This is a genomic window from Desulfotomaculum sp. 1211_IL3151 (assembly GCF_036763075.1).
GTDB lineage: Bacteria > Bacillota > Desulfotomaculia > Desulfotomaculales > Desulfotomaculaceae > Desulfotomaculum.
The window spans coordinates 45748-64451 of record NZ_JBAIYV010000009.1 but is presented as its reverse complement, the minus strand read 5'-3'; the positions used below and the strand labels follow the sequence as shown (position 1 = coordinate 64451).

At 41.1% G+C, this 18704-nt stretch carries 18 protein-coding genes; 8 read left to right on the top strand and 10 right to left on the bottom strand.

Going from position 1 to position 18704, the window contains the following annotated elements; all coding sequences use genetic code 11:
• The first annotated feature begins 372 nt into the window (after positions 1-372).
• Both V6C11_RS01340 and V6C11_RS01335 read left to right on the top strand, forming a co-directional pair.
• Complete coding sequence (locus V6C11_RS01340; RefSeq protein WP_333529281.1) at positions 373-1032, top strand: undecaprenyl diphosphate synthase family protein; 660 nt, start codon at positions 373-375, stop codon at positions 1030-1032.
• 155 nt (positions 1033-1187) lie between these two features.
• Positions 1188-2342, top strand: a complete 1155-nt coding sequence (locus tag V6C11_RS01335) for a hypothetical protein (RefSeq protein ID WP_333529280.1) — start codon at positions 1188-1190, stop codon at positions 2340-2342.
• Positions 2343-2384: 42 nt separating this feature from the next.
• Here the strand turns inward: V6C11_RS01335 and V6C11_RS01330 are convergent, their stop codons facing one another.
• The 3 genes from V6C11_RS01330 to V6C11_RS01320 form a co-directional block, all read right to left on the bottom strand.
• Positions 2385-4013: a (Fe-S)-binding protein gene (locus V6C11_RS01330; protein WP_333529279.1), complete on the bottom strand. Its 1629-nt coding sequence runs from the start codon at positions 4011-4013 to the stop codon at positions 2385-2387.
• Between the two features lie 35 nt (positions 4014-4048).
• Positions 4049-4957, bottom strand: coding sequence for a respiratory nitrate reductase subunit gamma (locus V6C11_RS01325; RefSeq protein ID WP_333529278.1), 909 nt, complete (start codon positions 4955-4957; stop codon positions 4049-4051).
• Between the two features lie 241 nt (positions 4958-5198).
• The gene (locus V6C11_RS01320) at positions 5199-5861 is read right to left on the bottom strand and encodes an O-methyltransferase (protein ID WP_333529277.1); all 663 of its coding nucleotides are present in this window, start codon (positions 5859-5861) and stop codon (positions 5199-5201) included.
• Positions 5862-5989: 128 nt separating this feature from the next.
• On the opposite strand from V6C11_RS01320, the gene V6C11_RS01315 reads away from it, so the two are divergent.
• Complete coding sequence (locus V6C11_RS01315; RefSeq protein ID WP_333529276.1) at positions 5990-6904, top strand: LysR family transcriptional regulator; 915 nt, start codon at positions 5990-5992, stop codon at positions 6902-6904.
• A gap of 54 nt (positions 6905-6958) precedes the next feature.
• On the opposite strand, the gene V6C11_RS01310 is transcribed toward V6C11_RS01315, so the two are convergent.
• Positions 6959-7765: a YkgJ family cysteine cluster protein gene (locus V6C11_RS01310; RefSeq protein ID WP_333529275.1), complete on the bottom strand. Its 807-nt coding sequence runs from the start codon at positions 7763-7765 to the stop codon at positions 6959-6961.
• A 151-nt stretch (positions 7766-7916) separates the two neighbouring features.
• Between V6C11_RS01310 and V6C11_RS01305 the strand changes: the two genes are divergently transcribed.
• Complete coding sequence (locus V6C11_RS01305; protein WP_333529274.1) at positions 7917-8159, top strand: hypothetical protein; 243 nt, start codon at positions 7917-7919, stop codon at positions 8157-8159.
• Positions 8160-8271: 112 nt separating this feature from the next.
• Here the strand turns inward: V6C11_RS01305 and V6C11_RS01300 are convergent, their stop codons facing one another.
• The 3 genes from V6C11_RS01300 to V6C11_RS01290 all read right to left on the bottom strand — a co-directional run bounded on the left by V6C11_RS01300 (position 8272) and on the right by V6C11_RS01290 (position 11271).
• Positions 8272-9552 (bottom strand): [Fe-Fe] hydrogenase large subunit C-terminal domain-containing protein, encoded by a 1281-nt coding sequence (locus V6C11_RS01300; RefSeq protein ID WP_333529273.1) that lies wholly within the window; start codon positions 9550-9552, stop codon positions 8272-8274.
• 130 nt (positions 9553-9682) lie between these two features.
• Positions 9683-10069 (bottom strand): hypothetical protein, encoded by a 387-nt coding sequence (locus V6C11_RS01295; protein WP_333529272.1) that lies wholly within the window; start codon positions 10067-10069, stop codon positions 9683-9685.
• 65 nt (positions 10070-10134) lie between these two features.
• Entirely contained in the window at positions 10135-11271 is a 1137-nt protein-coding gene (locus V6C11_RS01290) for an FUSC family protein (RefSeq protein ID WP_333529271.1), read from the bottom strand.
• Between the two features lie 110 nt (positions 11272-11381).
• Here V6C11_RS01290 and V6C11_RS01285 point away from each other — a divergent pair, with 110 nt between their 5' ends.
• Positions 11382-11840 carry a hypothetical protein gene (locus V6C11_RS01285; RefSeq protein ID WP_333529270.1) on the top strand — a complete coding sequence of 153 codons (459 nt, stop codon included), beginning with the start codon at positions 11382-11384 and terminating at the stop codon, positions 11838-11840.
• Between the two features lie 7 nt (positions 11841-11847).
• Here the strand turns inward: V6C11_RS01285 and V6C11_RS01280 are convergent, their stop codons facing one another.
• On the bottom strand, positions 11848-13089 hold the full coding sequence (locus tag V6C11_RS01280) for an NAD(P)/FAD-dependent oxidoreductase (protein WP_333529269.1): 1242 nt from the start codon (positions 13087-13089) through the stop codon (positions 11848-11850).
• Positions 13082-14695 (bottom strand): NAD(P)/FAD-dependent oxidoreductase, encoded by a 1614-nt coding sequence (locus V6C11_RS01275; RefSeq protein WP_333529268.1) that lies wholly within the window; start codon positions 14693-14695, stop codon positions 13082-13084. The genes V6C11_RS01280 and V6C11_RS01275 overlap by 8 nt, the downstream gene beginning before the upstream one ends.
• Before the next feature lie 278 nt (positions 14696-14973).
• Here V6C11_RS01275 and V6C11_RS01270 point away from each other — a divergent pair, with 278 nt between their 5' ends.
• Entirely contained in the window at positions 14974-15144 is a 171-nt protein-coding gene (locus V6C11_RS01270; protein ID WP_333529267.1) for a hypothetical protein, read from the top strand.
• 112 nt (positions 15145-15256) lie between these two features.
• Positions 15257-15523: a GIY-YIG nuclease family protein gene (locus V6C11_RS01265; RefSeq protein WP_333529266.1), complete on the top strand. Its 267-nt coding sequence runs from the start codon at positions 15257-15259 to the stop codon at positions 15521-15523.
• A gap of 150 nt (positions 15524-15673) precedes the next feature.
• On the opposite strand, the gene V6C11_RS01260 is transcribed toward V6C11_RS01265, so the two are convergent.
• Positions 15674-16507 carry an MBL fold metallo-hydrolase gene (locus V6C11_RS01260; RefSeq protein WP_333529265.1) on the bottom strand — a complete coding sequence of 278 codons (834 nt, stop codon included), beginning with the start codon at positions 16505-16507 and terminating at the stop codon, positions 15674-15676.
• Positions 16508-16799: 292 nt separating this feature from the next.
• Between V6C11_RS01260 and V6C11_RS01255 the strand changes: the two genes are divergently transcribed.
• The gene (locus V6C11_RS01255; protein WP_333529264.1) at positions 16800-18698 is read left to right on the top strand and encodes an ABC transporter ATP-binding protein; all 1899 of its coding nucleotides are present in this window, start codon (positions 16800-16802) and stop codon (positions 18696-18698) included.
• Positions 18699-18704: the final 6 nt, after the last annotated feature.

The window sequence follows — 18704 nt, the reverse complement described above, 5'->3', positions numbered from 1 at the left end:
TTTGAAGTACCTCCTGTGTGATTAAATTAGGGGTCGGTCGCCTAGACAGCTCGACACCCAGTATATTACAGGAGGTGCTTTTCTTTTTCAAAGGTCATTTTATTTCCTTACAGGAATGCTCCTTAAACTTTATACTTAGTTAGTTGTTTTGATCTAAAATCACCCTTTCGTTTTGAAGTTACCCCACATGATTTTATGTAGTTAAATTATAAATATTCCTTTTAAACAAAAAAGTCAACCACTTTTTGTCATATTTATCAAAATATTAGTTAAAAAATTGTCACTACGATTATTTATTTTTTTGCATAGAATAGCAAAAAATTATCCATATTAACCTAGAAATAATATTGGCAAATATTTAAGAGGTGTAATATGATTCCAAAATTCAAACGTCTTCCTAAACATATTGGTATAATTCCTGACGGGAACAGAAGGTGGGCTGTGAATCAAGGCTTATCGAAGGAATCCGGCTACAACCGTGGTATTGACCCAGGTTTTGCCTTATATGAATTATGCCTTGAATTAGGTATTCCGGAGGTTACATTCTACGGTTTTACTGTGGATAATACCAAACGTCCTGCCATTCAAAAGCGAGCTTTTCAAAAGGCTTGTGTGGATGCGGTGAATATTTTAGCGAACCGTGATGCTTCTTTATTGGTGATTGGCAACCATGAGTCACCACAATTTCCTGAGGAATTATTGCCCTATACCACTCGCAAAACCTTTGGCGGGGATAGGATAAAAATTAATTTTTTAGTGAATTATGGCTGGAAGTGGGATTTAAGTCATGCCATGACAAATAAAGCAAAAGAGACATGCTTGCTGCATGAAGAGATCGCCTCTAAGGATATTTCAAGAATCGATTTGATTATTCGTTGGGGAGGCAGGAGAAGATTAAGCGGTTTTTTACCTGTCCAATCAATTTACGCTGATTTCTATGTGGTTGAGGATCTATGGCCTGATTTTCAAGCTAAACATTTTTTGGATGCCTTAAGTTGGTACCAAAACCAGGATATTACTTTAGGAGGATAAGAAGAGTCAAAATTAATCAATATTTAATTATTTTCACAATAATATAATATTGAAATTAATACCATGGCGTGTTACTATTAATATATTAATAGCGAAAAGAATACATAGTCTTTACCACGCAAAAATGATTCACCTAGGGTTAAGGAGGTTAAGGCATGTTTAATTCAGTTAATTGTCTAGAAATGATCGATCATTCATCTCCCTCCTCAAAAATGAAAAGTACGTCAAAACTCCACGAGGTTCTGTTCAATGCCTTTCCTATTTCCTGGGTTATCACCAAAAGTGACCATCACTACTGGGACTATGATATTGAAATATTAGACCGTCATACCCCAAAGGGAGTACATTTTTCCCTAATAATTTCTCATGACCCTTCCCAAAGTTTAAACATGACCACAGATGCTTTAAAGTGGTATATGGATGAAGCTGATAAACCTGTCATTTTAGTGAACATTAACATAAAAGATGGGACTTCTTCTTGGTTGTTATTACAGGATTATATCCAAGGTATCTTGGAGGTAAAAAATACGCATTGGCGCACCATGCAGCAGATTACCCTTGAAATTCCTAAGCATCACCTGCTGCCAGCCTCAATGAACAAATTTATTAGCTCTGTCTATTATGGCTGTGAGCTTTTATACATAAAACAATTTTACAACTATTTCAACAATATTCACAAGCATATTTCAGAATTTCTTAATTCCCCGGCAGAAATTAAACGGGCTATTGATCTGGAAGCAGCTCGTTCCAGCTTGGGACAATCCTGTACTTCCTGTAATAGTAATGACCCGTTAACCGAACTCATTCAAGAAGCCGATCAAAAAATCCAATCAAGTTTGGAACAAGCCCAAGGTATGAAAGTTTTAGATCCAAAGGATAATCGTACTGCTTATTACTGTATCAGTGCTGCGATGGATCTATATGGGTCCAGGGCCTCTGCGGAAATTCGTTATACTGCACTGGGAGAAATGTCTTTCTATGACTACCTGCTGAACTTTATGAAAACCTTTGAGTCATTAACACCAAGAACGAATTTACTGGCAGTAGCACCTGTAGAACATAAGCGATACTTTTCAGCTATACAAGATTTAACCAACTTAATAATTGGGTCAATTAATGAAGGTCAGATAATTGCAGCTAGTATGTTAACAATTCGATTGGCGGACACCTATTTATTTGCCCTGCCTTACTTAATGAGCTGTTTAGACCAGCCAATGACCGCACCATTGATGGAATACGCCCAAAGCCTGTTAATGCTCGCCCATGAGATGGCTTCCTTGATGGAATATCCTCAAAATTTATTGCAATAAAAAGGCAACCCACCCTAAGGGCAGATTGCCTTAAAAGAATGTTTATTTTTTAACGTGTTTAGCAATCCATTCTTCTTCGTCCAAAAACTCTAAGAATGGTCTGTCAAATTGAACCATGGCATTAACAACCAATTCCACTAGACCACCATAATGGACGTTGAATTTGGCAGTGGCTTGGTAATACTCCAGGATGTCACGAATGGCACCTTTACAGTTGGAACAAGGTGCACATATATACTTGGGTGCGTCATCTTCCATGACACCTTGGAAGGCCTCAAGGATCTGCTTAAATTTCATACGACTGGAAACTTTGTTTCTAAACTCAGGGAAATTAAAGGATTTCATGATGGCAAAACCACTGCCCCCACCACAGCAGAAGTTCTTAGCACCGTGGGGATACATTTCCCTAAATTGCGGACATACAGCATTGATAATATCGCGCTGGGGCTGAACGATTCCCATCATCCGGGAAACGTTACAGGGATCGTGCATGGTTACTGGAAAATCGTTGCGAGCGGGATCGAGCTTATAAACACCTTTCTTGACGATATCTTGAAGCAGGGGTAAAAAACTCTCTCTGGGGATGTTATCAGCACCCACCATCGCTCTGTCAATGGAAACCATGGCAGCTTTGTGGGCATGTCCACATTCGCCAACAACGATTCTGCGTACACCCAGATCTTTACCTGCCTTTACTTGGGCCAGACCAATTTTTCTTGACTGGGCATCATCATAGAAAAGACCGTAGTTTACGTTATCGTAGCCGATCATCTCACTGCTAAGGGTCCAATCCAGACCGGCTTCTTCAAAAAGTATAACAAAGGCAGCTGGGTTTTCGGGCCAAGCCATATATTCACCGGCATTGTGGGTTAAAAGGATATCCGCACCCTTTTTGTCCACAGGAATTTTATACTGTTTACCGGTTCTTTCATAAAGGTCTTCTTCCAAGAATTCAATCATATCCAGGAAAGCTTCCCTGGTGATACCTGTACTGGAACCTGTTTTTAGTTGCAGCATGGAGCCTTTTTCATGTAAGGGTTTAGGGGCAATTCCCAGTTCCATACTGAAAACTTTACGAATTTCCCTGGCCAACAAGCCGTTATCTAAGCCCAATGGACAGGTCTGGGCACAGCGACGACAAAGGTTGCAACGGTAGGCCAATTCACCAAGACGGAGTATCGTCTCAGCATTAATGTCAATATCCCCACCGTTAAATTTACTCCAGAAGCTGCTGCCGTTGAAGTGTTTCTTAGCAATTTTACGAAAAACTTCAGAACGGAAAATGGGTCTGTAAACTTCTTGCTCACCACTGGCCTTAAACACGTGACAGGCCTCTGAGCAAGTATTGCATTTAGCACAATACTCATAGGAGAGAAGAAATGGCTGTAGATAGTTTCTGTTGGTTTCATCAGAAAATAGCTTTTCCAAACCATTCAAGAAGCCTTTAACCAATGCCTCTTCTTCTTCCTTGGTCTTAGGTCTAACTAAGGCCTCATTACCCACAAAGCCGTCCAGGGTGGTGCAATAATCTTCTTTCCAACTATCCTTAATCTCTTTAAATTGAGGTTCCATACCTGGCTTATCATAGGGTGCTGGTAGGGGCATTAAATTTTCTATTTTAGCTAACTGACCAGTTTGTTTACCCATATCTTGGGGTCTAATATCGCCCATTTTTTAGTATACCTCCTATCTTAGTATGTTTTTAACTACTTCTTGTCCTGCTGTGCCGCAGGATTGATATGAGGTGCGGACCAGGAGGCGTTGGGTTTGTAGCTAATGGCTTCTTTAATTACACTTTCCATTTGGGAATTTCTGATGTTTGGTTCATTATCCCAGAGAACCTTGTGGAAAGCAAAATATTTGCCTACATAGTGACTCATTTTGGTTTGGGGGATATAGATCATTACAGCACCCAATAAAAGAATATGAATGGTTAGTGCCGTGTTTGCCTCAATGGCAGAGAAGGTAAACATTGCCTTAAATATCTCCCGGCCATAATTAAAGCTAGGGTCACCTATCCAAACGACCAAACCAGAAGCTACAACAGCAAAGAGAAATAATAAATTAAAATATTCCTGAGGTGTGGTGTACTTAGCAAAAGTATTATTAACAATTCTCTTTAAAAACAAGCTAACGGAACCAAAGGCCAATAAGAGAGCACCAGCCGCACCAGCCGCAAAGGTAAGATAATAAATAAAGGCAGCAAATGCATTGGCACTAACGCCCTCAGCAGTGGTAATAGGCATGCCCGATAGATCCATGATTGCGCCAACTGCTAAAAGGATTGTCCATAAACCTAACAGATAAATACCTAGATGCAATGCGTAAGAAAGCCACCATTGACGCTTTTGGTTAACAAACAAGTTTTTAATAAATAGCATTTCTTTTAACATGTCTATTATTTCGCCGCTATGAGATACTTCCCTGGGTTTGTTCCAGTACTCAACATCTTCGTAGTAAGAACCACCATAATGGCCCTTTTCACCTGGTTCCTTTGGGACCGGATACAGTTCCCAGCGACCATGCATGGGCATTTTGGCAAACTGGTAAGCCTTGTACAAGGATAAACCAATGAATGCCAAAATAGAGACATAAACAAATACCGTTAGCAACAAGTGAACATACCTCCTTGAAATAAATTAATTTTTTAGTATCTTTCCTAACTATTTAGCTGATAATGATGAGAAAAGATACAAAAACCCTTGTTTCTACTTTTTTCGACAAATCAATAGTATTATAGAACAACTTAAATTAGTAAGCAATAATCATTAACTGCGTAAATTTCAATATTTTGTTGTTTCATGTCTAAAACTAGGTTAATTATACCATGGATATGCTCACCTTTCCTATACGAACTTATTCGCTGGGTTTGTGAACTTTTGCACTAATGGCCACGCCATCCCCCACCGGCAAGATAATGGTCTCCAATTGATCGTGCTCTGTGACCAATTCCAGAAAAGTCCTCAGGCGTGAAACGGCTGTTTTATTCCTCCTTTTATCAATTTCCCCGGAGATTACCATACCCCTCATAAATATATCTTCTGCCACCAGTAAGCCGCCTGGTTCCAATAGTTCCACACACTTATCCAAAAACTCTACATATTTACCCTTGGCTGCATCTAAAAAAATAAAATCATAGGAATCTTTAAGCGTAAAAAGAATCTCACGGGCATCCCCAAATACCAATTCAATCTGCTTGTCCACCCCAGCTTTCTTAAAATAATGACAAGCCCTCTCCGCCCTTGGCCCATTTATCTCCAAGGTCGTTATTTTACCGCCTAGAGGTAACACTGCCTTTGCCAGCCAAAGGGTCGAATAGCCAATTGCCGTTCCTACCTCCAGTACTTTTTTACTTTTCTTTGTTAATGCCAGCCAGTATAAAAGTTGAGCCATCTCAGGCTCAACAATAGGAACTATTTTCTCTTCGGCTTCTTTTTCCATTTCGTAAAATATTTTATCTTTCTTTGGTAAAAGGGAACGAATGTACTCTTGAACTTCTTTATTTACTAAAAAATCCATAAAAATCTACTCCTTTGAATCAAAAAAGCCAAGTTTAATTTTGTCAGCAACCTGGCAGACATTTCTCTGATAGACCGAATATAATTAGGAGATATTATGCCTATTAGGCAAAGAGTGAAGGTGATACCATGAACTTGTCCCATTTTAGGGTTTTTAAAACCCTTGCTGAGACATTAAACATAACCAAAGCCAGTAAAATACTGGATTTATCCCAACCTACCATCAATCATAATATTTATCTATTAGAGCAGCATTACGGTGCAAAATTATTTGACCGATCGAATAAAAAACTAAAAATAACTCGATTTGGGGAAGTATTGCTTAAATACATCAATCAAATACTAGATCTGGTTGAGCACTCAGAACAACATATAAATGATCTGGTTGGGGAACTAAGTGGTAATTTAACCCTCGGAGCCAGTCATACCATTGCAGAAAATGTTTTGCCAAAAATTATGGGTATGTTTAGTCATGATTACCCAGAAGTAACTATACACCTAGAAGTTAACAACACGCAACACATCGTTGAACACATTTTGTCAAACAAATTGGATTTGGGGCTTATAGAAGGTCCTGCAACCAACGAGAATATCATTTCTAAGCCTTTTATGAAAGACGAACTTTTAGTAGTTCTCCCCGTTAATCACCCGCTAACGGTGAAAAAGAACCTTACTTTAAAAGAAGTGGCTGCCCTTCCCTTTGTGTTAAGGGAAGAAGGCTCCGGTACTCGGGTGGTCATGGAGGCTACCTTGAAGGAGGCGGGATTAGACCCCGGCAACCTAAACATGGTGATGGAACTTGGTAATACCCAAGCCGTTATCGGTGCAGTGGAGGCTGGACTGGGTGCTACTATTTTATCCGGCTTAGCGGTTACTAAAGAAATTCAATTGAAAACTGTAAAAACTTGCCGCATCGCAAATGTCAATATCTTCCGCAATTTCTCTGTTATTGTTAATAAGGAGAAGCCTTTGTCCTCCATCGTACAAACCTTCCTGGACTTTATTTCAATGGAGGAAACACAAAAAGTATTTAGCAATTCTTAATCAAAAGGGGAGTGTCTCTTACTACAAAGTAGTTATGCGACACTCCCTTCTATACTATCCGGTAACCAGAACTTCCTTCATTCGTTCCATTAGGCTGCCTGAAAAAACCTCACCAGCATTCGGACCAAAGCCAAAACCTGCGGCAATATCTGTTAATATAACTTTCAATGCTTTCATTCTGCGGCGGTAAAAATCCTCGTGGCTCACTTCTTCCTCGGATATCCCCAACTTTCCCCTCAGTACATCTGGACCATACAGTAGGGGCAACATCATTCTAGCTATATTTTCATTGCTCCATGCCTGGCTGTTTAGTTGAGTTGTGGCATAATGGATAACCTCTAAATACAGATCGGATAATTCATAAAACTTCTCACACTGGGCATCTGCAAACCACTCTTCAACTGTCCAAGTCTTTTCCGATTTGTGTCCCAGGCAAAAACCCATTTTTTCCACAACAAAGATGCGTTCTGATTTGGTCCCATCCTGCTCAAACCGCACCGCTCTGCCAATAGGATAGGTTCTGCAATTGCGAGAACGTACTGGGTATATCTCACATCTCCCATCCTCCAACATAAAAATACAGGGTCCATCTTCAGCATGTTTCAATCTGACATAGGGCCATTTTAATTGGTTATTAAACTCATATTTGCAGTACTGCGCCAAAAATTTCTGTCCTGACATACCCAGGTGTCTAGCCATAATTTCAACATCCCAAGGGTCTAACAGAATCGTTATTGAATTGCAGCATCTGCCCATACACTGGTTTTTACACTCAAAGGTGAAACGATTTGATGGATCAATTTCAGGTAATGAGCCGTTTTCTAACTGTTCCAATAGTTCCTGTTTATAGCTGTAAGTCATAATCTGAACTCCCCTCCTACTATCTTACTAAAGATAATTCGACTCAATCCAAGTAAATCCTTGTGAAAAAATTATTTTGCCGGCAGGGACCGGGACTTGTATATAGAATAAATCTAATGATAAACAATTAATGTCAATGGAGGGTGCAGCAATGGAACAAAACAAAGAATTAGAGCTTAACCTGTCGGAAGAAACAATAAAGATGTTAGAAGAGTACGCCTCAAAGAAAGGTTCAACCCCAGAAGATGTGGCAGAGTATATTATCTATGAATTTTTACGCAATCAAATACACGTAATTGAAAAACGTTCAGAAGAAACCGGCGTACCGGTTAGCGAATTAGTTAGTTTACAATTTACCAAAATTCTTCTTTACTTGATGGACCAGAAACAATAAATAGCCTAAAAAATGTAAGGGAGCGACCCCGTGTCGTTCCCTTACATTTAATCCTTCCGCTGTTGCCGGCGTTGCGTGAACAGAACGGTCAAGACCGCTCCCTACAGTTCCTCTAAAGATTTAAGCTCCGACTGAACATCTTGGCCTTTTCTTCATCAAACAAATCCTCTATTTCATCAAAACCAAGGCTTTTTAACAAAGCCAGCACATATTTATTATCTGCCGGTGTGAGGCTTATGGCCTCGTCGCCGTACCCATTCACCAGGTTTGTTCCCTGGGCCGGGTCTATTAATACATGGGGACCTCCGACACAACCACCGAAACAACCCATTCCTTCATAAAAGTTTGCCGATGTTTTTCCTTCCAGGGCCTCTTGCAGCATTTTACGGCATTCTTTAACGCCGTGGGCTTGTACAGCTTTTATTTGGATCGGTTTATCCGGTCTTATCCTCTTCAAAGCAGCAGCAACAGCCTCACTTACACCGCCGGTACGGGCATAGATCCTGCCACCTGTGGAGGAATGTTCCTTTTCATCTGCTTCCACCTCCGCAGGGTTAATACCCACTGCCTCAAAAATCTGTTTTAGCTCCTTAAATGTAATGACTACATCCACTGCATCCTTTACGTCTGGTTCCTTTGCCTCGGCCTTTTTAGCTATACAAGGACCGATAAAAACTACCTTCGCGTCCGGGTGCAATTTTTTAACCCCCCTGCCGCAGGCCACCATGGGTGACACGGAGGGAGTTATATGGGGTGCTAATTGTTTATATACCTTTTTGACCATGGAGACCCACATGGGGCAACACATACTGGTAAGAACAAAGTCACCTTCTTTGCGTACATGGGCATCAAATTCTAAAGCTTCTCGAAAGGTAAGTATATCAGCAAAAAGGGCCACTTCCACCATACCGTAAAAACCCAACTTTTTTAAAGCTGCTCTCATTTTACCCGGTGTAACCTCGGGGCCAAATTGCCCTATAAACGCGGGTGCAATAATGGCATATACTGGAATATTGCGATTTTTTAATACCTCTATCAGAGGGATAAATTCTTTTTTATCCACCAAACAGTTATGCTCACAAAGGTTCACACAGTGGCCGCAGTCATTGCAGTCACTACTTCTGATGACTACGTTTCCTTTCGCATCACGTTCAATAGCACCCATCAAGCAGGAAACCTGACACCCCTGATCATTGCAACCGCAATCAAGGTCACAGTCCTTTATCTTAAATACAACTTTATCGGGATCTCCCCCGCCCGTGGCGTAATGAATAAAGTCATTAACATGGCTATGGCCATCTTTCTTTAGTCTTTCAACCTCTTGCTCCAAGTCACCATCATAGGCTGATTTGACAAGGTCTTTAAAAATATCATCATAGGTTAATTTAGTCACTTTGGGCCTCCATAATCACGTTTCTCCTATTTTGCCACAAAATAAAAGAGACTATTAGAAAAAGCCTCTTTTGTCTTCCGCACTCCGCTCTAATGCTATCCTAAAGCTGAGGGCTAACGGCTGATGACGATTATTTCCTTTTCTTTCCCTGTTTCTTGCCACCCTTTTCCCTCTCAGTTACTTGTGCTTTGCTTCCTTTTTGGGCCTTCTTCGCCTCAAACAGCATCGATCCACTCTTAAACAGCAGGTAGAGGACGCCAATCCACGATACAACTGGTAAAATGGCTAACAAACTGACAAACCATACGGTGTGTTGTTTGAGACCGATGGCGTAGCCAAACCATAGGGAAAGAGCTGCCAAAGACAATCTCCAGCCTAAGACAACATATTGAAGTTGATGTTCCGTTAGTTTAGTCTCCCCTTGCCAGAAAACGAGACCATAAATAGCTGTAAAAGCAACAAAAAGCACGGTAAATACCCGTCTTTTTTTCTGAAGGTCATCCACAAATGTGCTCATATTTTCACCTCTGTGCCGCAATATTTTCTCATTATACCATAATTTAAATCATATTCTAAATTCTTCTAAGAACGGACGGCAGACTTATTTCTTTTAGCAAAGGTTCCTGCGCTTTGCTTTTCGTTGATCATGTTTAAAAATTCCTTGGTGGCACGGGTTCCATACTTTAAGTTATTAGCAACCACGGCTAAAAAAAGTAAAGCATGCATATAATAGGCACCGGTTAATTTCTCGTGCCACATATCTACATAATCACTCATCTCTTGCCAAAATTCATCGTCCACAGGATAGCTTTGGGCTGGCTTTCCTTCGAATATAGACCTTCTTAACTGCTCATTCAACCGTTGAAACTCAATTAGACCGTGCTGCAGCATCGCTAAAATTGCCGCAAATTCTTCGGATATGACAGGGTTTCCCATATGTTCACGCCAGGCAATACGTTCCTTTGTATTCTCATAAATATCTTTGCATTTATGGTAAAGGTTAGCATTAAAATCAATATAGCGTTCCAGCATTTGGTCTTGCCAGGGGAAGGGGGATTTGTGCCGTCCCAATTGTTCATTCCATAATTCAAGGTACAAGCGGCTTTCCTTGAGGATGCTTTTAACCTCCTGACGTTTTTCTTCGTAAGCTTCAAAGGGCTTTTGTTGGGGAATGATAAAATCATTCGTCATCTCCGTAAAGAAATCCACTGTTGCAGTATTGAGTTTTTGCAGACTTACCAGCAATCGGTCCCGATAACGGGGCGGGGCAACCAGTCCATTAACAGCCATACCCACGGCCAAACCTAAAAATATAACCAGACTTCTATAAAGGGCTTCCGATAAAAAGGCCTCTTCCGGTGAACTTAAGATAATAACCATCGGCATCAGTGCCATAACAACTTCGCCAAATCCCAATCTTAGGGCAGACCAAATGACCAGCGGTGTAGCAATCCCCATGGCCAGTGGGCCTGGTGACCACAGAAATCCGATGGTTAAGCCAATGATTACACCAACAATATGGACAATGATTTGTTCAAAAGCATTGTGCAGGGATCTACTTAAGGTGGGCTGCACATTGACAATGGCTGTTATAGCAGCAACAACTGCATTTAACTCAAATTCCCTGGCCAGAAAAACTGCTATCATCACCGCTAGGGCGGTTTTTATCATTCTTGCCCCAAAGGGCATCTTTAATTTTAAAATACTTAATCTTAGCATAGAACCTCTCTTTAATCTTATCTTTAATCTTAATTGAAATAAATCTTGACAATATAGGTGGGATAATATAATACTATGTCATCCTGAGATATCAAAGGGAGGTGACCTAGTTGAAAATCATTAATAACCAGAACATCATCACCAATAAACAAATTGAACAGCTTATAAAGCTGCTGGGTAAGGACTACCGGCCCAAAACCGTCGTGGTCTATGAAACCAGGCTAGATATTTTTAAATTCTTCTCCCGCAGCTTAAGCTTTTCATTAGAGGAATTGCGAGGTGATCTGGAAGGAACCTATGATGAAGCAACGGATACTGCCGCCATATACATTTTTGTCCAAACGGATGATGGAGATGATCGACACAGTAAACAGCTTTACTCCCTGCACGCCCTCGTTCATGAACTAAGACACCGATTCCAATATGTCAACAGCTTCTTAACCAATAACGATGAAAAATCCGAGCAGGACGCCGACCAATTTGCTACCCGCTTTATAAATGGCAACTCACATCGAATCAGTAAGATTATGAACTGGCCGGATGAATGGACTGTAGAGGAGGAAGATTAATAACCAATCATGCCAATACCGCATTTCTTCCTGCTGCATAACCAGAGGACCAGGCCCATTGTAAGTTATACCCACCACAGTCACCGTCTATATCCATTATTTCACCAGCAAAATATAATCCTGGAACAATTTTTGATTCCATTGTTTGGGGATTAATATCCCGAACATCAACCCCACCGGCTGTTACTTGAGCAGCAGTCCAGGTGTTGGTTCCGATGACTTCAAATTGCCAGTCTTGTAAAATATCAAGTATTTTCTCCCGTTCAGCAGATGTAACCTCTGCTACTTTTTTATTAATATCACGAATCCCCGCTTGTTTCAACAATACTGGTATCAGTTGCTTATTAATAAACCCTACAAAACTAAAAACAAGATTTTTTGTCGGGTTGTCCTGAAATCGTTTCAGAATATACTGGGCCAATTCTTCCCTGGAAAGATGGGTGATTATGCTTACCTTAAGCCACACCTGTTTGTTTTTATGCAGCCATTGGGCCGCAGTACGGCTAAGATCAAAAATAGGTGGTCCTGATATACCATACTCTGTAAATAGGATTTCACCCTGGGCCTGGGCCATTGGCCTTTTATGAACGATAATCGCAGCTTCGCCATCAATTTTTATGCCCTTTATCTGCTTTAAAAAGGACTCCGCTAATTTTAGTTGAACCAGGGCAGGATAGGGCTCAACTAAACGATGTCCCAACTTTTCCGCCAGTTGATAACCACTTCCTGTGGAACCCAAATTTGGAGCAGCTTTCCCTCCGGTGGCTAGGATTACTTTATGGGCAAAAAAATTATCTCCATTTTTTATGGTAACGTCAAAACCGTTTTTATTTTTCTTTATTTCCTTAACCTCTGCCTCTACGATGGTTTCTACTTCTAAACGTTCCAATTCGTGCCTTAATACGTCCAGAACACTGGAGGCTTGGTTGGAAAAAGGATAGACCTTGCCCCTTTCCTCTACTTTATGAGAGATACCCAATTGCTCAAAAAACTCGATGGCTTGATAATTATTAAACTGCTGCAAGGCAGTAATGGCAAATTTAGGAGAAGAACCATGAAAATGCCCTATATCCATTTCCATATTGGTTAAATTGCATCTGCCATTGCCCGTGGCAAGAATTTTTTTGCCAACTCGTTGATTTCTCTCTAAAATAGTAACATGGGCATCGCACCGACCAGCCACAATTGCTGCCAACAGGCCGGCCGCTCCTCCCCCAATAACAATAATTTTGTTTTTAGACTTAGACATAGGTTCCATCTCCTAGGGGTTTATACTTAGCTATAACCGCTTCTGCCACACGAATACCATCCACTGCGGCAGACACAATGCCCCCTGCATAACCTGCCCCCTCGCCCACCGGATAAAGCCCCCCCATGTTAGACTGCTGCTGCTCGTTACGCTCAATACGAATCGGCGAAGAACTTCTGGTTTCAACCCCTGTAAGGATTGCTTCTGGCAAGGCAAAGCCCTTTAACTTTTTATCAAAATCCAAAATTGCTTCCTTTAAAGTTTCCACCACATAGGTGGGCAGACAATGTTTAAGCTCCGCCAAAGACACAGCTTTGCGGTAGGAAGGTTCCACCTGTCCAATTTGCCGTGATGGTCTGTCTGCCAGGAAATCTCCCACTAATTGAGCTGGTGCCTGATAATTGGCTCCTGCTAGCTCAAAGGCCTTCCTTTCCCATTGACGCTGAAATTCTACACCGGCTAAGGGATGCTCACTATTAAAATCTTCAGGCCTTACTCCCACCAATAACGCACTGTTGGCATTTTCAGCACTGCGGGCATATTCACTCATACCATTGGTTACAACGCCACCCTCCTCAGATGCGGCAGCCACAACGACACCCCCGGGACACATGCAAAAGGTATAGGCCGAACGTCCGCTTGATGAGTGATAGGCCAACTTATATTCTGCCGGCCCAAGCTTTGAATGGTGGGCAAACTGCTTGTATTGGGCACGATTTATTAATTCCTGGGGGTGTTCAACTCTTACCCCAATAGAAAAGGCCTTTGGGGTAATCTTGACACCTTTGTCATATAACATTTTAAAGGTATCCCTGGCACTATGGCCGATGGCCAACAGTACCACTTCTGCTTTAATTAATTCTTCATCATTTACCACGACGCCGGTTAACTTTCCTTGATCTATTTTAATATCTGATACTTTGGCATTAAAACAAACTTCCCCACCCAGGCTTATGATCCGATGGCGAATATTTTTCACTACACACCGTAAAACATCTGTCCCTACGTGTGGTTTATGGGAATATAATATCTCAGTTGGTGCCCCGGAGGACACCATTTCCTCCAAAACTTTGCGACAGCGGGGATCACGTATTAAGGTTGTTAATTTACCATCCGAAAAAGTCCCCGCTCCCCCTTCACCAAATTGGACGTTACATTCGGTATCAAGTTTGCCGGTTTTCCAAAAGGTTCTCACTGCCTCGCTTCTTGTGTCAACATCCGCTCCCCTTTCCAGCAATAACGGCCGATAGCCCATAACTGCTAAAATTAATCCGGCAAACAGCCCCCCAGGGCCAGTACCAATAATGATTGGTCTGTTCTTTAAAGGAACCACTCCTGGTTTGATATATTTATAATCAAGATCTGGGGAGGAAGATACATCTTTGTCCCCGGCAAATTTCTTGAGGATTTTATCTTCATGGGCAACCACTGCATCCACTGTATAAATAAAACAGACCTGATCCCTTTTTCTAGCATCCACGGAACGCTTAAAAATACGATAGTCAAGCAAATCTCTTTCCTTGATTTTGAGTTTCGACAATAATCCTTTTCTAATATCAGCTTCATCTTGATCCAAGGTCAACTTTATTCCAGAAACTCTTATCATGGTGTTCTTCCTTCCTCCAGCGGCATACTACCATAATTTTACACGAAAAAGCAAAATCCAATTCCTTAAATTACTATTTTCTTGATAAAAAGACTTGTTCCTGCATTTTTTGCAGTTTTATATAAAGATGACGGGACAAACTCCCTTTCTTTTTTAATTAATTATTAATCCATTATGCCTTACATAAAATGTATCTATTTATTATAGGGGGTTGTTTTATAGCTAATTTTGGAATACAATTCAATATATAGTTAGTTATTTGACTAGGAGGGATATTCTTGGAAAAATTCTGTGAAAAGGTAAATGAAGTTGTTACCATCGAACCTAAAATGGATTATGAAACCAGAGAAAAACAAGTTGGTTGGTTATTTTTCACCTGTTATAATTTTTACCGCAAGTGTAAAGGGGCTTGCCCTAAGCAGGAACAATTGATTAAAGATACAGAATAAGATGATGGGCTGTAACTTTTTAAGTTACAGCCCATTTATTATTTTTACTACCTTTTTTTGTCTGCCATTACTATAATAAAGAAGTAATCCTAACAAAAGGGGTACTATTAAAGTGAATGATTGCTATGTAGTTTATATTCTGAAATGTTCTGACGATACCTTATATACAGGAATTACCAATGACCTGTACAAGAGACTACTCATGCATGGCCAAGGCAAGGCCAGCAAATATACCCGTTGCCGGCTGCCTGTGCAGTTAGCCTATGTGGAAGGGGATTATACCAAGGGCCAAGCACTGTCCAGGGAAAAGGCGATTAAAAAATTAAACCGACAAAAAAAGCTTACTCTATGTGCGGCATCCGAGGGAATATGTATTTAGTCAACAAGTCCCCAGACGTCAACCGTCGGCTATGTTACCAAAACTTCAACGCTGCCACCAATCTTTGGGGCTATCCCCAAGATCCTTCGCTATCGCTCAGGATGACATAAAGTTTTCATTTTCTGATAGTACCACTGGCGGCAAGGAGAGCTATTCTATTTTCATACAGTGACCGACATTATTTAATACAAAGTCGTCACCAAAGGCCTCTTTCAGTTTCATCTGGGCATGAAAGCCTGTACAATGAGAAACAGCCAGTTTTTCTACTTTCATTTCTTTTAAGGCCTCGATTGTATGAGAAAGTCTTTCATCCTTTGCTTCCACCAAATGGGTGCCACCCACCACAGCATAGATATCCTCCACCCCGGTTACTTGTTTAGCATAGAGTAATATATTTATCAAGCCTGAGTGGCTACAGCCAACTATAACGACAATCCCCTTGGAGGTTTTAATAAATAAAGCTTGATCATCGGGCAGGGGATCTACAGGATATTCCTCAGTCCTTTTGACTACAAAGTGAGGGTTTACTTCTTCAAAATCAGTTACCCGGGGAATCTGACCAGCCAGGATAATATTATTGCTTAAATAGATCGGTTTAGTACCCAGATGAAACTCAGCCCCCAGGGCCTCTAATTCCCTTTTACTAAAGGGTATCCCATTGGGGTGCAGTTCCCCTTCCTTGTCCAGATAAAACTTTTCATCAAATATTGCCGGGTGCCCATATACAGGTTTGGGCCCAGACAAAGCCAAAACCTTTTTAAGTCCCCCGGTATGGTCATAGTGGCTATGACTTAAAGCAATGGCATCAATTTGGGTAAGATCTATCTGCAGGGTTCGAACATTTGATTCAATGGTATAACCCTGTCCCGTATCAAAGAGCAAGGAAAACTCGGGAGTTTCAACCAGTAGGGACAAACCATGTTCTGCCATGAGATCTCTTTTATTTACGGAATTTTCAGCTACCACAGTAATTTTTAACTCCATGCTAACACACCCTTTCTTTTAGCATCCTTTAAAATGGCCATGAGCCGTGGGCCGTGGGCCATGGGCCATGGGCTTTAAAAACCGCTATCTCTGTCATCCTTCGCTGCCGCTCAGGATGACAAAGGTTTATGGAAGCCCAAAAAGGCTGATGGCTGACAGCTGATGACTGATGGCTAAAAGCCCATGGCCCACGGCTCATGGCCATTTTCCAGGATAGCTAATAGCTAAATTATACTTCTTTCTTGTAACGTTTCACCAGTTGGGTTAAACTTTTATACTGGAGGAGTTTAAAATGATATTACTGCAGACAAACAATATTTCTAAATACTTTGGTGTAAAACAGGTCTTAAAAAACGTCACCATCTCAATCCAGGATCATGAAAAAATAGGTCTGGTGGGTGTTAACGGCGCTGGAAAATCAACTCTCTTGAAAATACTTACCGCTCAGCATAGTCCCGATGGCGGAGATATTTTTAAACAAGCCGGTTTAACCATTGGTTACTTGGCACAGGACAGTGGGCTGGATTCCCAAAAATCCATTTATGAAGAAATGCTGTCGGTCTTTCAGCATTTAATGGATATGGAACATAAGCTTAGGCAACTGGAAGAGACCATGGGTCAAGCCCAGCTTAATAACCCTGCAGCCTATCAAAAAATTATGGAAGAGTATGCCCATCTCTCGGATACCTTTCGTGACCTGGGGGGTTATAGCTATCATTCATTGATTCGCGGTGTCTTGCAAGGTCTTAATTTTTCAGATCTAGACCATAATTCCCCCATTTCATCCCTGAGTGGTGGGCAAAAAACCCGATTGGCTCTGGCCAAAAACCTTTTAAGTAAACCAAACTTACTTATTCTTGATGAACCTACTAATTATCTTGATATACACACTTTATCCTGGTTAGAACAACATTTACAAACCTATACCGGGGCAGTTTTGGTGGTTTCCCACGACCGTTATTTTTTAGATATGGTGGTAAACCGCATTATTGAGTTGGAGCATGGTACTGCTGCCACTTATAAAACCAATTATTCAGGTTTTATTGATTTAAAGGCGCAGCAACAGGAAACACAGCTTAAGCAATTTGAACAACAACAAGAAGTAATTGCCAAAACAAAGGATTTTATCCAGCGCAATATTGTGCGGGCATCCACCACCCGCAGGGCCCAAAGCCGTATGAAGCTGCTAGAAAAAATGGAACTGGTGGAAGCACCTATATCCAAACAACAGGTCTATTTTTCCTTCGATATTAACCGTCAAAGTGGCAAAGATGTTTTGCAGACTTCCCGGCTTAGTATTGGCTATCCCAATACCAAGTTGGCAATTAACATTAGCTTTTCCCTGGAACGGGGTGAAAGTTTAGCCCTCTTGGGCCCTAACGGCATTGGTAAATCCACTTTGTTAAAAACCATCATAGGTCAATTATCTCCAATTGAGGGGAACATCCGCCTAGGCACCAATGTTAGCATCGGTTATTATGCCCAACAACAGGAAAAACTTTGCCCACAAAAAACGGTGCTGGATGAACTGTGGGACGATTACCGTCTGATGGACGAAAAGGATGTAAGAACAGTGCTTGGTAATTTCCTCTTTCGGGAGGATGATGTTTACAAAAAAGTTGCTGCTCTCAGCGGGGGGGAAAGGGCTAGACTTTCCCTGGCTAAATTAATGTTGGAAAAGGCAAATCTACTAATTCTGGATGAACCCACCAACCACCTGGATATATTAAGCCGGGAGGTTTTGGAAAGTGCTTTGCTTGACTATCCTGGAACCATTTTGTTTGTTTCCCACGACCGTTATTTTCTCAATAAAATGGCCAGCCGAATTATTGAGCTAAACCCCACCGGAGTGACCAGTTATTTAGGTAACTATGACTATTACCTGGCAAAGAAAGCTGAGAAAAGTTCGCAATCAAACCAAATTGCGACTGTCAAGGAGCAGGTTGGTAAGCAAAGTTATTTAGAAAATAAAGAATTGCAAAGACAGGAAAGAAAGCGCCTGAAAAGAATTGAAGAGTTAGAACAGTTAATTGCCCAAACCGAGGCGGACATTAACCAGCTGGAAATTTCATTGGCAAGCCCGGCAATCTCCCAGGATTATACTGCATGCTTAGAACTTAGCAGGGAAATCGATGGTAAAAGGTCTAAAATTGATTCTTTTCTGGAAGAATGGCTGACATTAACCGAATAAATAAAA

Excerpts from the sequence above, each read along its gene's own strand:
- V6C11_RS01315 (WP_333529276.1), top strand. The coding sequence starts at position 5,990 with ATGAACTTGTCCCATTTTAGGGTTTTTAAAACCCTTGCTGAGACATTA.
- V6C11_RS01275 (WP_333529268.1), bottom strand. The coding sequence starts at position 14,695 with ATGATAAGAGTTTCTGGAATAAAGTTGACCTTGGATCAAGATGAAGCT.
- V6C11_RS01330 (WP_333529279.1), bottom strand. The coding sequence starts at position 4,013 with ATGGGCGATATTAGACCCCAAGATATGGGTAAACAAACTGGTCAGTTA.
- V6C11_RS01255 (WP_333529264.1), top strand. The coding sequence starts at position 16,800 with ATGATATTACTGCAGACAAACAATATTTCTAAATACTTTGGTGTAAAA.
- V6C11_RS01290 (WP_333529271.1), bottom strand. The coding sequence starts at position 11,271 with ATGCTAAGATTAAGTATTTTAAAATTAAAGATGCCCTTTGGGGCAAGA.
- V6C11_RS01280 (WP_333529269.1), bottom strand. The coding sequence starts at position 13,089 with ATGTCTAAGTCTAAAAACAAAATTATTGTTATTGGGGGAGGAGCGGCC.
- V6C11_RS01305 (WP_333529274.1), top strand. The coding sequence starts at position 7,917 with ATGGAACAAAACAAAGAATTAGAGCTTAACCTGTCGGAAGAAACAATA.
- V6C11_RS01320 (WP_333529277.1), bottom strand. The coding sequence starts at position 5,861 with ATGGATTTTTTAGTAAATAAAGAAGTTCAAGAGTACATTCGTTCCCTT.
- V6C11_RS01295 (WP_333529272.1), bottom strand. The coding sequence starts at position 10,069 with ATGAGCACATTTGTGGATGACCTTCAGAAAAAAAGACGGGTATTTACC.
- V6C11_RS01335 (WP_333529280.1), top strand. The coding sequence starts at position 1,188 with ATGTTTAATTCAGTTAATTGTCTAGAAATGATCGATCATTCATCTCCC.
- V6C11_RS01260 (WP_333529265.1), bottom strand. The coding sequence starts at position 16,507 with ATGGAGTTAAAAATTACTGTGGTAGCTGAAAATTCCGTAAATAAAAGA.
- V6C11_RS01310 (WP_333529275.1), bottom strand. The coding sequence starts at position 7,765 with ATGACTTACAGCTATAAACAGGAACTATTGGAACAGTTAGAAAACGGC.
- V6C11_RS01340 (WP_333529281.1), top strand. The coding sequence starts at position 373 with ATGATTCCAAAATTCAAACGTCTTCCTAAACATATTGGTATAATTCCT.